A 12,537-nucleotide genomic window follows, 5' to 3' on the forward strand; every position below is an offset into this window, starting at 1 on the left:
CTAGTCCGCGGGCCAGGCGAAGCCGACCTCGCGGGCGTCGATGTCGGCGTGCACGAGTGAGAACTTCGTGGATACGCCTTCCTCGGGCGCACCGGCGGAAGGGGCAAGCACTGGCGGGTCGACGATGAACACGCGGGACTGCTCCTCGCCGGATTTCAGCGTCACACCGTCGAAGTTGTGGCCTACCCACGGCTCGAGCACCGTCGCTTCGGTCAGATGCAGGCAGGCCTTTTCCACGGTGTTGGCCAACTGGGAGGAGCGTCCCATGGTTTTCAGCATGCGTGCGGCGTCGCGCGTGACCCACTCCGGCACGGGTGTGCCGGCGCAGATGGCGAGGCAGACTTCGGTGGCGAAGCGGTCGATAAGCCTGCGCAGCGGCGCCGTAACGTGGGCGTAGTAGCCACCGATCCCGGCGTGGACCTCGGGAGCGTCCTTGGACAGGTCGACGTAGCCGGAGCCGCGCAGGAGTTTCTGAGCTTCGCGCATGACGGCCATGCCGTGCGGGGTGTCCGCGTCCACGCCGGCCAAGAACTCGCCAATGTCGCCGGTGACGTCGAAGCCCAGGTTGCGGGCCTCGCGGCGGAACTCGGCCTCGCTTTCCGCTGACGCCGGCTGGAGGGTACGCAGGAACCCCACGCCGGCGTCCACCATCATCTGGCCTGCAACCATGCCGGTGAGCAGGGAGATCTCCGAGTTGTAGTCCATGATCGGGTGGCGCGGCTCAATGGCGAGTTCGTAGGCGTCTCCGTCGCGGGCCACGCGCACGGACGGCACACGCAGGTTGATCGCGTGCCTGCGTAGCGACGACTGCTGACGCAACCGGCCAACCTCCGGCAACAACGCAATCGAGGGGTGCACGGAACCATCCTCCAAGGAGGCGTGCACGCCCTCGTAGTCCAGGCGCGCCACCGAGTGAACAAGGGCGCGCTCGACGTGGGCTGACTCGACCTCCCCTTCCCCGTCCACGTCGAAGGTCCACAGCACGGCGGGCCTATCCACGTCCGGCAGCAGCGACGCCGACCCTTCGGACACTTCCTCCGGGTGCAGGCGTGCCGGCTCGTCGGGCAGGTAGATCGTCTGGCCGCGCTGCAGCGACTCCTCGTGCACAGCGGAGTCACTGTCCACGAACGCCGCCACGTCCGCAATCGCATACCGCACCCGGTACCCGCCACCGGCACGCTGCTCCACGAACACGGCCTGGTCCAAATCTTTAGAGCCGGCCGGGTCGATGGTGACAAAGGGGATATCGCGGGCGTCGATACGCACATCTGCGAAACGGTCCACCAACTCCGAGGCCTCTGCGTGCAACGATGGCGCAAAGTCGGTGGGCACGTCGAATTCGCGCGCAATGGCGCGGAAGTTCAGGGGTGCGGCGTAGAGCTTCATAAAACGCCATCGTGCCACGAAGTGGGCGAATGAGTCGGCCTATGAGCCGGATTCTGTCCCCCGCAAGCGGGGTGGCGACCATCCATCTGGGTCACCCATCGCTGGGTGCCTCAAGCAGCTACCTTCGGACTGGGCGGGCAGCCTCATCACATCCGACGACCTCTGCGCACGCGCAGGGGTTCTTGCCTTGCTCCCGGTGGGGTTTACCTGGCCACACGTGTTGCCACGCATGCCGGTGCGCTCTTACCGCACCCTTTCACCCTTACCCCGCACAAGGCGGGGCGGTCTACTCTCTGTTGCACTTTCCCGCGGATCGCTCCGGGTTGCTGTTAGCAACCACCGTGCCGTGTGGAGTCCGGACTTTCCTCGACGTGCGCCTGCCTCAATGCTGAGGTGGTTCGCGCCGCCGCGGCCGCCCGGCCGGCTCATTCGCGGTCTAAAGCATACGCCTTTAGGGCGTGAGAGCGGAACCGCCACAAACACGCCGGGTTAGAACGGGACCCCGCTGCGGAAGATGATGTTGGCGTACGGGGTCGTCTCCCCCGTGCGGACCACGAACTTGCAGTCCGCAAGGGCCTGTTTGAGGTGTTCGTGGTCGACGCGGGTGGGGTCGTCGCAAAGTAATGCGACCTCATCGGGCGCTTGCGTAGCGACGACCGCACCTTCCACCACAACCTCATCCAGAATCGCTTCGACGACATCGGCAAAGCGGGGCACGCCGAAGACCAGCGCGAGGTCCACGACCTCTACCCCGGCGGGGATGGGCAGGCCGCAGTCCGCTACAGCGAAGGTGTCGGTGTGGCCGAGGCCGTTGATCGCGCGGGCCAGTTGGGCGTTGAGAATGCCTGTCTTGCGCATTACTCGAAGTCGCCTACGTTTTCCTTGGTCACGGTGACAACGTCGACCGGGACGATGGCGGTGGCGTCTTCGTCGCGAAGCAGCTTCGCTGCCTCCTCAACCGCCCGGGCGCCGAGCTCACCCGGCTGCTGAGCGATGGTGGCGTGCATGCGGCCGTCGGTGACTGCCTTGAGCCCGTCGATGGTGCCGTCGAAACCAATGACCTTCACATCTTTACCGGCACGATCACCAAGCGCCTCGATAGCGCCGAGAGCCATCTCGTCGTTCTCCGCGAAGATGGCCTTCACGTTCGGGTAGGCCTGCAGCAGGTTGGTGGCAACGTTCAGGCCCTCAGTGCGGTCGAAGTTGGCGGTCTGCTCGCCGACAACCTTGATGTTCGGGTAGTTGGCAATGCCCTCCTTGAAGCCCTTACCGCGGTCGCGAGAGGCGGAGGAGCCGGCGATGCCCTGCAGGATCAGGATCTCGCCCTCTTCGCCGATGGCCTTGGCCAGCTCGTCGGCTGCCTGCTTGCCGCCGGCGACGTTGTCGGAAGAGATGAAGGAGGCGACGTCGCCGCCGTTGGAGGAACGGTCCACGGCGATGACCGGGATGCTGGCGTTGTTCAGGGCCTCGACAGCCGGGACGACGGCATCGGAGTCGGTCGGGTTGACGATCACGGCGTCGGTGCCGGAGGTGATCGCGTTGTTGAGCTGGTCGATCTGGGTCGCAGCGTCGTCCGATGCATCCTGGACGTTCAGGGCGATGCCGAGCTCGTCGGCTTTCTCCTGGGCGCCGTCGCGAAGCTGGACGAAGAACGGGTTGGTCTGGGTGGACAGCGCCAGAGTGACCGCGCCCTCGTCGGCGGAGTCGCGGTTGCAGGCGGAAAGCGACAGGGTCATCGCCGCAGCAGCAACGATGGCGGTGGCCTTACGAGCGAAAGACATTTCGGGTTCTCCTTGAAGTTGTGAAAAGGGGGTCTAATTCAGGGGTTAAACGGTGGTCTTCTTGCGCAGCACGTCGAAGCCGACGGCTGCTGCGATGACCACGCCGATGACGATCTGCTGCCAGAACGAGCTGACATTGAGCAGGTTCAGACCGTTGCGGATCACGGCGAGCAGGATCGCGCCGACAAGCGTGCCAGTGGCCTTACCGGTGCCGCCGGCCAGCGACGCACCACCGATGACCACGGCGGCAATCGCGTCGAGTTCGTAGCCCACACCGGCCTGCGGCTGCGCGGACGACAGGCGGCCCGCCATGACCAAACCGGCAAGCGCGGCGAACAGGCCGCTGAGTGCGTACACGGCGACGAGCACACGCTTGACCGGGATACCGGACAGGCGCGCGGCCTCCTCGTTGCCGCCGATGGCGTACATGGAACGACCCAGCACGGTGCGCGAGAGGATGAACCAGCACAGCACGCCGGCCAGCAGCATCATCAGAATCGGGATAGGGAACTTGCCGGCGTTGGAGCCGAGCCAGTTCACCTCGTCGGCGGTGGCCATCGGCGAGCCCTGGGAGATCACCAGGGTCGCACCGCGGGCAATGGACATCATGGCCAGGGTGGAAATGAACGCCGGGAGTTTGCCGTAGGCGGTGGCGATACCGCTGACCGCGCCGGCAGCAAAGCCGGTGAGCAGGCCCGCGATCAGCGTGATCCAACCGGGCAGGCCTGCCTCGACGAAGAAGTGCGCCGAGACCATGGCACTGAGCGCCGCTACCGCGCCGACCGACAGGTCAATGCCAGAGGTGACGATGACGAACGTCATGCCGAACGCCAAAATGGCCACGGTGGCGGCCTGCACGCCCACGTTGATCAGGTTGTTGACCGTCAAAAAGTGCGGGGTGGCGATGAACAGCGCGATGCACAGCACGATCAGGCCGACGAGCGCGCCGTTGTTCATGATCCAGTTGATGACGCGCTGGCGAGTACTCAAGCGCTCATCCGTAGTCGTTCCCGTCATGCGCGGGCCTCCGTTTCTGTCAGTGTTTCGACGTGGTCTTCGACGTTGGACACCGCCAGCGCCATAATCTCGTCCTGGGTGGCACCCGCGGGCAGTTCGCCTGCGATGCGGCCGCCGGACATCACCAGGATGCGATCCGACATGCCGATGACCTCGGGCAGTTCCGAGGACACCATGAGCACCGCGCCGCCGGCCTGGGTGATGTCGTTGATGATGTTGTAGATCTCCACTTTGGCGCCGACATCGACACCGCGCGTGGGTTCGTCGAGAAGCAAAATGTTCGAGCCCGCCAGCACCCAGCGACCGAACACGGCCTTTTGCTGGTTGCCGCCGGACAGGTTGCGGATCTCCTGGTCGATGCCGGCCATGCGCACGCGCAATTGCTTTGCGACGTCATCCGCACGCTTGCGCTGACCACGCACATCCGCAATCCCCGCGCGTGACGACGACCGCAACGTGGCCAGGCCAATATTCTCCCCCACCGTGGCACCAAGCACGAGGCCTTGCGCCTTGCGGTCCTCGGGCACGTGGCCGATGCCGCGCTTGATCGCCTGAGCGACGGAGCCGGACGGGAGCGGCTCGCCGTTGATGGCAACGGTGCCGGAATCGACGTGGTCGGCACCCGCGATCGCGCGTACGACCTCAGTGCGGCCCGCGCCGACAAGACCCGCCAGGCCGACGACCTCGCCGGCGCGGATCTCGAAGGAGACGTCCTTGAACTTGCCCTCCGAGGTGAGGTTTTCCACGGTGAGCAGCGGCTCGCCGATGGTTTTGTCCACCTTCGGGTACTGGTCCTCGATGTCGCGGCCGACCATGTAGCGCACGAGTTCCGCCTCTGGAGTGGTGGCGGGGACTTCGGCGACGAAGTTGCCGTCGCGAAGCACCGCCACACTGTCGGCGATGCGTGCGATCTCGTCTAAGTGGTGCGAGATGAACACCATGCCCACCCCGTTGGCCTTCAAGTCGTCGACCACCATGAACAACTGGTCAACCTCGTGGCCGGTAAGCGCGGCGGTGGGCTCGTCGAGAATCAACACCTGCGCATCCATCGACAATGCTTTTGCAATCTCAACCAACTGCTGGCGCGCAATACCGAGCTCGCCGACCGGCGTGTCCAGGTCCACCTTCAGGCCGATGCGGTCGATGGCTTCAGCGGCGATGCGGCGCATCTCCTTGAAGTTCACCAACCCTGCCCGGCGCGGCGTGCGCCCGAGCGTGATGTTTTCTGCCACCGACAGCGTCGGCACCAGGTTCAACTCTTGATGGATCGTGGCAATACCGTGCGCTTCTGCGGCCTTGGTGTCGGGCAGGGTGACCGGTTGGTCGTCGATAAGAATGCGCCCCGAGGTGGGCTGATACACGCCCGACATCATCTTGATCAGCGTGGATTTACCCGCGCCGTTCTCGCCGAGCAGCGCAAGCACGCGACCCGGCTCGACCGCGAGCGAGACGTTATCAATCACGTTGATCGGCCCGAACGACTTCGAAATGCCGTCCAACCTGATCAGGGGTTTTACCGCTGTGGTCATCTGCTGCACCTCCTTGGAGTGAAGTTGAAATTGCTGGATTCTCGGATAGTCAATGTGGTGGGTAACACCTCGTGCTGCGAGGTCGGCTCCCCGCGGATCAGCGCGGCGATCTTCTCCCACGCACGTCTGCCGACGTCCTCCACATGTTGCTCAATTACCGTCAACGGAACGGGCTGCATCTGAAATGCCGGCTGGTCATCAAACCCAACCAGCGCGAGGTCCTCGCCCAGACCAATCTTGTGGTCCAGGACGTACTGCAGCGCGCCGACCGTCATCATGGAATCCCCCGCGATAATCGCCGTCGCGCCACGTTTGAGCAGGTCAGTAGCGCCTGCAAAGCCCTCCGCGCTGCTGTAGCCGCCGCGGAAGATCAGACCGTTCGTCTCTGGGGTTTCGCGGATCGCGTCGTGGAAGCCTTCCAGGCGCTGTAGCCCCGTCGACGTACTCGACGGTCCCGCGATGTAACCGATCTGCGAGTGGCCGTTCTCTTTGAGGTGCTGGACGGCCTTGCTTATGGAAGGCCGCGCGTCCGTAATCACCGACGGCACCTCCAGCCCCGGCAGCACCCGATCCACCTGCACAATCCGCTGGCCCCGGTCCAGTAGCGACTGCACCATCGGCGCGCTATGCATCGACGGCACGATGATCGCCCCGGCGAGTTGCTGGCCGCTAAACGTTTGCAAGGCGGCGTCGAGTTGGCCGGCGTCCTCGTTGGTCGTAGCAATCATCACCGAAAAACCATCGGTGTCCGCCGCCTGCTGAATCGACGCCGCCATCTGGGCAAAAAACGGATTGACAAGGCTCGGGATGGTCAGCCCCACGGCTGTCGACGCTGCCGAGCGCAGCCCCCTCGCCTGGAGATTCGGCACATAATTCAACTTCGCCGCGGAATGAAACACCCGGTCCCGGGTCCGTTTCGAGATCGCTGGGTTTCCCGCCAGCGCCCGCGACACCGTGGACGGCGACACGCCCGCGTCGAGCGCAACCTCGCGCAACGTGGCCCGTCCCGCCATGGGTTCCTCCGTGTGTGTCCGGATCTTGTTGGGTGCTACTGATGCGTGCAAACGTTTGCACCATGTGCAGAACAACCTAAACCGCAGCTGAGTGTTAGGTCAATAGCGCCACACCCCACACACCCCCGAACGTTGGGTTGACTGTGCTTTTCGTGTGGTTTTGAAGGCGGCGTTGGTGGCCGCTGCGCAGCAGCAGGCCTACCCGCGGTGGTGGGCGACGTCGTTCACGCAGCGAACTACACCGAATTCGCCGAAGTAGTCCACGACAGAGATGCTTGCCAGGTCCAAAAACAGGTGCTTGAACAACTCAGCATTCGCGCCGAGAGCCTGTCGGACCATGGATTTAATCGGGGTCATATGGGTGACCACCAGGACGTTCTGGCCTTCGTAGCGCTCCTGCAGTTTCAGCCGGGCGCGGGTGACGCGGCGGTGAAACGCCGTCAGCGATTCGCCGGCAGGGGGCGCGTTGTTTGGCGATTCCTGCCACGTCGCATACGTATCCTCACCCTTCGCAATCGCCTCGTCGCGGGTCAGCCCTTCGTAGTCGCCGAAGTCGAGTTCGCGGAAGCCCTCGTCGGTCCGGATTTCCAGGCCAAGCAGGTCGGCTGCGAACTGCGCGGTTTGCTGAGCGCGCGTCTGCGGGGAGGCGACGATGGCATCAATGCGCCCGAAGCTGCGCAGTGCCTCTGCGGCACGCTTCGCCTGCTCACGGCCGATATCGGTGAGGTCTGGGTTGGACACGCCGGAAAAACGCATCTCAGCCGAGTGCTGCGTCTGCCCGTGCCGCAGCAGAATGAACCGCGTTCGCGGTTCGGAGTTTCCAGCCCAGTGGCCAGCAGCATCGCGCTTTTTCTTCTCGACGACCGGCCTCTCCTCAGGCTTCTCAGCCTGGCCCGAAGCCTTGCCACCGCCAACCCACACGCCGGTGCCCTTCACAATACCCGGCCTGTCACCGCGCGCGGCGGCGTCCATTGCCACGTTGGACAACTCGTCGGCCTTCTTGTTCTTCGCGCGCGGAACCCAGGTGTAGGTGACCTTCTCAAAGGAGGAGGCCAGGTCGCGGGCCTCCCGGGCGAGCTGTTGCATGTCCGGGTGTTTGATTTTCCACCGGCCAGTCATTTGCTCGACAACGAGCTTGGAGTCCATGAAGACGTCCACCCGCGTAGCGCCGACCTCGCGCGACGCCTCCAGCCCGCGGATCAGTCCGTAGTATTCGGCGACGTTGTTGGTGGACTTTTTGCCCACCACATACGCGATCTCACCGAGGGTTTCGCCGTCGGCGTCGTAGACCACGGAGCCGGATCCGGCGACCCCCGGGTTTCCGCGGGAGCCGCCGTCGCAGTACATCTTGACCTGCATTTACACCTCGTCGGTGGCCGGGTTCACGCGCACCAGCAGGGTGCCGCAGTTCGGACAGGCCGGCAGGGTGTCCTCCGGCTCGGCGAGTACTTCGGCGCGCTCGGACGGCGGGAGTTGGATGAAGCAGCCGCCGCAGGCGCGGCCGTTGAACTTGGCGGCGCCGATGTCGTCGTACGCCTTCAGCACGTCCTCCGGCAGGCGGGAACGCAGCGCGTCGGTGTCCACCGCTTCTTCTTCCGGCAACGCATCGACGGCGCGCTGGGCGGCCTCGACCTTGCGGTTGAGTTCATCGACGCGGGCGGCGTGAATGTCGCGGTTGTTGCGCAGCGCAGCGATCTCGTTGTGGGCTTCCTTGAGTTCGTAGAGCAGGTCCGCGATGCGCGACTTCGCGGCGTAGCGGTCGTGCTCCAGGTCCTTGCGACGCTCCGGGTCGGTCTCTGCACTGAGCTGGCGCTTGTCGTCGAGTTCGCGCTTCTTCAGTTTCCGCTCGTCTTCCTGGATGCGCAGGATTTCTAGTTCCATGTCATCCACGGCCAGTTGGGCGGAGGCGGAAGCCTCGGTCATGCGCGTGCGTTCGTCGAGAAGCTTCTGTAGCTCTTGGACTTCGGGACGAACGCGCGTCTGGCCCTTGGCGGCGTCGGCGAGCGCGAGCTCCAGGAGGACGGGTTGCAGGTCTTGGGATAGGTGCATCGGTACTCCTTTAGTTCGCGGGGTGCGCGGACACGGTCCAGGGATCCGTGCGGATGTGCAGGATCTCGGTGTCCACGCCTAGAGGGGCCACGATACTCTCTGCCTGCTCGGTCCAGGGAAACTCGCTGGCCCAGTGGGCGGTATCGATCACGGCAGGCCCACCAGCGCGCAGGTGCTCGTCGACCGGGTGGTGGCGCAAATCGGAGGTGACATACACGTCTACACCGAGTTTGGACACATCCGAAAGGAACGAGTCGCCGGAGCCGGAGGACACCGCGACCTTTTGCACGATCTGGTCCGGGTCGCCGGCGGCGCGCACACCCCAGGCAGTCTCCGGCAGGGCGTTGGCCACCTGTTGGGTGAACTCGCGCAGGGTCATCGGCTCCGGGAGCGTGCCGATGCGCCCGAGGCCCGTCGCGTTGTCCAGATCCGCGGTGTGCTCCACCTGCACGATGTCGAACGCCGGCTCCTCGTACGGATGGTGCGCGCGCAGCGTATCGACGAGCCCACGCCGCAACCTCGCCGGCGCCACAAACTCCACCCGCAATTCCTGTGCGGTGTAGTGCTCGCCGACCGTGCCGTCGGTGGGGTCAGCGCCCTCGACCGGGGTGAACTCGCCGGTGCCCTCGGTGGTGAAGGCGCACTCGCGGTAGTTGCCAATCTCGCCCGCGCCGGCCTCGAACAGGGCACGCTTCAGGGCGTCGACATCCGCTGGCGGGACGTGGACGCCCCAGCGGTCGGTGGCGTCGAGAAGCACCGGCTTGATCGGACGCCCTGGGGTGATGCCGACGAGTTCGGCGAGTTTGTCCGACACACCCGGGCGCGCTGAATCGGCGTTCGTGTGCGCAGCGAACAGCGCGCAGCCGCCAGCCAGCAACGTGTGGATAACCTTGCCCTTCGGGGTATTCGCCGCCACTGAATGCACCCCACGCAGCAGCAACGGGTGGTGCACAACGAGCAACTGCGCACCCTGCGCCACGGCCCGTTCGGCGACCTCCAGCGTGCAATCCAACGCGAACGCAACCTTGGTCACCTCAGCATCCGGATCACCGCAAACCAGGCCAACCTGGTCCCAACTTTCCGCCAACGCCGGCGGGTAGGCAGCCTCGAGGGCATCAACAACGTCTTGCACAGTCACAGCAGTCATGGCAGCCAGCCTACAAATTTGGAACAGTGGTGAGGTGTGAACACCACATTGCTTTTCGACGTCGACGGCACCCTCATCGACTCATTCCCCGGCATCCGCCACGGATTCCTCCTCGGATTAGAGGCCGTGGGCTGGGATAAACCGGACGAGGAGTTCATCAAACGCATCCCCGGGCCACCGATGCCGGAATCGATGCGCGCGCTCGGCATGTCGCCTGACCAGGTCGAACAAGCCATGCAGGCCTACTCCGCCTACATGTCCACCGAAGGCTGGCAACGCTTCGAGGTTTTCGACGGCATGGCCGACCTGCTGGCCAGGTTGAAGGGGGAAGGTTTTGGGGTGTGCACGGCGACGTCGAAAAGCGAACGCTTCGCGCGAGCCGCCCTCGAGCGCGCAGGGATGCTCGAACACATCGACTTTTTGGGCGCTGCATCTAACGACGGCGTACGCGCCAAGAAGGCCGACGTGATCCGGTACGTGCTGGACAACGTCGCGCCAAAACGTCCCCTGATGATTGGGGATCGCACCCACGACTTCACCGGCGCCACCACCTTCGACATCCCGAGTGTTGCCGTGACCTGGGGTTACGGTGCCACACCCGAATGGGACGAGGCGACCTACGTAGCATCGGACGCGACCGAGTTGGAAAGGATCATCCGTGCTGCATATTGATTTCGTCTGCACTGGCAACATCTGCCGCTCCCCGATGGCGGAGGTCATCGTGCGCTCCAAATTGGAGGACGCGGGACTGGGCGATGCGGTGCGCGTGTCGTCGTCAGGCATCGGCGACTGGCACGTCGGCCACAAAGCCGACGAACGCGCCCGGCGCGAACTGGCCAACCACGGCTACGACGGCGAAGCCCACCGCGCCCAACAGTTTGGCTACGAGCAGGAGCAAGCCGACCTGATCGTCGCGCTGGACACCAACCACGTGTCGGAGTTGGTCGTGCGCGGCGTGCCCGAAGACAAGGTCCGTCTGCTGCGCTCCTTCGACCCCGCCGCACCTGAGGGCGCTGGCGTTGCCGACCCGTACTACGGCGGGCCCGAGGGCTTCACCGTGGTGCGCGAGCAGATCGAAGCCGCCGCCGACGGCATTATCCGCTGGGTGCGCGATCAGCTAGGCTAAGTGGGCGTGAATGCCAACAAGTCCTCCCAAAAGCCGTGGTGGCGCCAACTGCTCAACCCCGGCTGGATCATCGCGGCGATCGTCGTCGGCATTTTCTCCTACTTTGCCTTCACGTTCCTCGCGCCCTGGCAACTCGGCAAGAACGAACAGTTAGTCGAGCGCAACGAACACATCTCCGCGGCGTTCGACCACGATCCCGAACCGCTGGTGGACCGCCTGCCCGGCACCACGCTCGCCCCCGCCGACGAATGGTCACGTGTGGTCGCCACCGGCCACTACACGGGCAACGACGTGTTGCTTCGCCTGCGTTCCGTCGACCGCACCCCTGCGTTCCAGGTGCTCACGCCGTTCACGCTTGACGACGGCCGCACCATCCTTGTCAACCGCGGCTGGGTCCCCGCCGAAGGCTCCACCGGTGTGCCGGACATCGACGCAGCACCTACCGGCGACGTCACCATCACTGGCATGCTGCGCGCCGCCGAAGCGACCCACCCGACCGCGCCCATCCACGACCAGGGCTTCGACATGGTCCACTCCATCAACCCCACCCAGGTTGGGGAGCTGACCGGAGTCGACGCGGGGGCGGACATGGTCGAGCCGTACCTCCAACTACTCTCAGACCAACCCGGCACCCTCACCGCCATCCCCCTGCCCCAACTCGAAACCGGCAACCACCTTTCCTACGGCCTCCAGTGGATCCTGTTCGGCGTCGCCGCCCCCGGCGCCCTGCTCTACTTCCTGTTCTCCGAAAGCCGCGAACGCCGCCGCTACGTCGAGGAGCAGAAGCAACTGCTTAACGACGACACCGTGGCCGGCAGCGGCCCCGAGCCTTCCCCTGTCCCCGGCGAAGAAACCGCCCCGGCGCCGTCCGCTCAGACCCCGACTGCGGCTCCTACGCGTTCCCGCCAGCGCTACGGTTCTTCCCGCACCAACCCGTGGGCCAAGGCTTACGATAAGGAACAAGAACGCTAACTCTGTCCCATGGTCTCTGAAGGGGTTTTGATGTCGCTCGATTCCGTCCTCCGCACCCTCGCCGACGCCTTCGTCGTCCCCGCCTCCGGCGTCGAACCTGCCGATATTGAAGACGCCGCCTTCGACCACGCCGTCGCCTTCGCCAACCGCCCCTTCGCAACCTTGTCGCTTCTCACCGACCCCGAAGGCCAGCCCCTTTTCGCCCTGTCCGACGGCGGTACTTTGCCAGCCCGCGCCGGCTTAGCCTGCGCCGCGCTTGGCCACTCTCTCCACGACATCTCCATCGTCCCCGACTCCCCCACCGCCACCACCGGCTCCGCTCGGGTGCAGTTCTCCGAATGGGACGTCGCAGACGTGGAGTTCGACGGCAACACCCCGGCGTTCGAACTGGGCATCCTCGCCGCCATCGAGAACCGATCGCTCTAGGTACCGGTTCGGGTTAAGCGACAAAATGTGTGTCTGGATTCGTCGATTTGTTTGAGATGATCGGGGGTTTTCCTGAAAGTATATGCTCCTG

Annotated in this window: 13 protein-coding genes and 1 other RNA gene; 4 read left to right on the forward strand and 10 right to left on the reverse strand. The window is 64.8% G+C overall.

The window, feature by feature from the left end; translation table 11 throughout:
* From HMPREF2734_RS07265 to HMPREF2734_RS07310, 10 genes are all read right to left on the reverse strand, one after another.
* A complete protein-coding gene (locus tag HMPREF2734_RS07265; protein WP_070570236.1) occupies positions 1 to 1,386 on the reverse strand; it encodes an RNB domain-containing ribonuclease in 1,386 nt (461 codons plus the stop codon).
* Between the two features lie 26 nt (positions 1,387 to 1,412).
* Positions 1,413 to 1,814: RNase P RNA component class A (gene rnpB / locus HMPREF2734_RS07270), an RNA gene on the reverse strand.
* 61 nt (positions 1,815 to 1,875) lie between these two features.
* Positions 1,876 to 2,244, reverse strand: coding sequence for an RbsD/FucU domain-containing protein (locus HMPREF2734_RS07275; protein WP_070422137.1), 369 nt, complete (start codon positions 2,242 to 2,244; stop codon positions 1,876 to 1,878).
* Positions 2,244 to 3,167, reverse strand: coding sequence for a D-ribose ABC transporter substrate-binding protein (locus HMPREF2734_RS07280; protein WP_070422136.1), 924 nt, complete (start codon positions 3,165 to 3,167; stop codon positions 2,244 to 2,246). The genes HMPREF2734_RS07275 and HMPREF2734_RS07280 overlap by 1 nt, the downstream gene beginning before the upstream one ends.
* A gap of 45 nt (positions 3,168 to 3,212) precedes the next feature.
* Positions 3,213 to 4,184 (reverse strand): ABC transporter permease, encoded by a 972-nt coding sequence (locus HMPREF2734_RS07285; RefSeq protein ID WP_070570152.1) that lies wholly within the window; start codon positions 4,182 to 4,184, stop codon positions 3,213 to 3,215.
* Positions 4,181 to 5,713 (reverse strand): sugar ABC transporter ATP-binding protein, encoded by a 1,533-nt coding sequence (locus HMPREF2734_RS07290; RefSeq protein WP_070570154.1) that lies wholly within the window; start codon positions 5,711 to 5,713, stop codon positions 4,181 to 4,183. The genes HMPREF2734_RS07285 and HMPREF2734_RS07290 overlap by 4 nt, the downstream gene beginning before the upstream one ends.
* A complete protein-coding gene (locus tag HMPREF2734_RS07295; protein WP_070570156.1) occupies positions 5,710 to 6,726 on the reverse strand; it encodes a LacI family DNA-binding transcriptional regulator in 1,017 nt (338 codons plus the stop codon). The genes HMPREF2734_RS07290 and HMPREF2734_RS07295 overlap by 4 nt, the downstream gene beginning before the upstream one ends.
* A 198-nt stretch (positions 6,727 to 6,924) precedes the next feature.
* Positions 6,925 to 8,085 carry a bifunctional RNase H/acid phosphatase gene (locus HMPREF2734_RS07300; protein ID WP_070570158.1) on the reverse strand — a complete coding sequence of 387 codons (1,161 nt, stop codon included), beginning with the start codon at positions 8,083 to 8,085 and terminating at the stop codon, positions 6,925 to 6,927.
* The gene (locus HMPREF2734_RS07305; RefSeq protein WP_070422131.1) at positions 8,086 to 8,775 is read right to left on the reverse strand and encodes a zinc ribbon domain-containing protein; all 690 of its coding nucleotides are present in this window, start codon (positions 8,773 to 8,775) and stop codon (positions 8,086 to 8,088) included. It abuts the gene before it with no gap.
* Between the two features lie 10 nt (positions 8,776 to 8,785).
* Positions 8,786 to 9,922: a Nif3-like dinuclear metal center hexameric protein gene (locus HMPREF2734_RS07310; RefSeq protein ID WP_070570159.1), complete on the reverse strand. Its 1,137-nt coding sequence runs from the start codon at positions 9,920 to 9,922 to the stop codon at positions 8,786 to 8,788.
* Between the two features lie 36 nt (positions 9,923 to 9,958).
* On the opposite strand from HMPREF2734_RS07310, the gene HMPREF2734_RS07315 reads away from it, so the two are divergent.
* From HMPREF2734_RS07315 to HMPREF2734_RS12060, 4 genes are read left to right on the forward strand one after another with little or no spacing between them, the layout of a single operon-like run.
* Positions 9,959 to 10,594 carry an HAD hydrolase-like protein gene (locus tag HMPREF2734_RS07315; protein WP_070450802.1) on the forward strand — a complete coding sequence of 212 codons (636 nt, stop codon included), beginning with the start codon at positions 9,959 to 9,961 and terminating at the stop codon, positions 10,592 to 10,594.
* A complete protein-coding gene (locus tag HMPREF2734_RS07320; protein ID WP_070450800.1) occupies positions 10,581 to 11,048 on the forward strand; it encodes a low molecular weight protein-tyrosine-phosphatase in 468 nt (155 codons plus the stop codon). The genes HMPREF2734_RS07315 and HMPREF2734_RS07320 overlap by 14 nt, the downstream gene beginning before the upstream one ends.
* 6 nt (positions 11,049 to 11,054) lie before the next feature.
* A complete protein-coding gene (locus HMPREF2734_RS07325) occupies positions 11,055 to 12,020 on the forward strand; it encodes an SURF1 family cytochrome oxidase biogenesis protein (protein WP_244268622.1) in 966 nt (321 codons plus the stop codon).
* A 30-nt stretch (positions 12,021 to 12,050) separates the two neighbouring features.
* Positions 12,051 to 12,446, forward strand: coding sequence for a hypothetical protein (locus HMPREF2734_RS12060; RefSeq protein WP_070570161.1), 396 nt, complete (start codon positions 12,051 to 12,053; stop codon positions 12,444 to 12,446).
* Positions 12,447 to 12,537 lie beyond the last annotated feature (91 nt).

The sequence above is a fragment of the Corynebacterium sp. HMSC055D05 genome, from assembly GCF_001810365.1.
GTDB classification, from domain to species: domain Bacteria; phylum Actinomycetota; class Actinomycetes; order Mycobacteriales; family Mycobacteriaceae; genus Corynebacterium; species Corynebacterium coyleae.

Bases quoted from the DNA above. Each gene is read 5' to 3' on its own strand.
- HMPREF2734_RS12060 (WP_070570161.1), top strand. From the start codon at position 12,051: ATGTCGCTCGATTCCGTCCTCCGCACCCTCGCCGACGCCTTCGTCGTC.
- HMPREF2734_RS07290 (WP_070570154.1), bottom strand. From the start codon at position 5,713: ATGACCACAGCGGTAAAACCCCTGATCAGGTTGGACGGCATTTCGAAG.
- HMPREF2734_RS07285 (WP_070570152.1), bottom strand. From the start codon at position 4,184: ATGACGGGAACGACTACGGATGAGCGCTTGAGTACTCGCCAGCGCGTC.
- HMPREF2734_RS07310 (WP_070570159.1), bottom strand. From the start codon at position 9,922: ATGACTGCTGTGACTGTGCAAGACGTTGTTGATGCCCTCGAGGCTGCC.
- HMPREF2734_RS07265 (WP_070570236.1), bottom strand. From the start codon at position 1,386: ATGAAGCTCTACGCCGCACCCCTGAACTTCCGCGCCATTGCGCGCGAA.
- HMPREF2734_RS07275 (WP_070422137.1), bottom strand. From the start codon at position 2,244: ATGCGCAAGACAGGCATTCTCAACGCCCAACTGGCCCGCGCGATCAAC.
- HMPREF2734_RS07300 (WP_070570158.1), bottom strand. From the start codon at position 8,085: ATGCAGGTCAAGATGTACTGCGACGGCGGCTCCCGCGGAAACCCGGGG.
- HMPREF2734_RS07295 (WP_070570156.1), bottom strand. From the start codon at position 6,726: ATGGCGGGACGGGCCACGTTGCGCGAGGTTGCGCTCGACGCGGGCGTG.
- HMPREF2734_RS07305 (WP_070422131.1), bottom strand. From the start codon at position 8,775: ATGCACCTATCCCAAGACCTGCAACCCGTCCTCCTGGAGCTCGCGCTC.
- HMPREF2734_RS07280 (WP_070422136.1), bottom strand. From the start codon at position 3,167: ATGTCTTTCGCTCGTAAGGCCACCGCCATCGTTGCTGCTGCGGCGATG.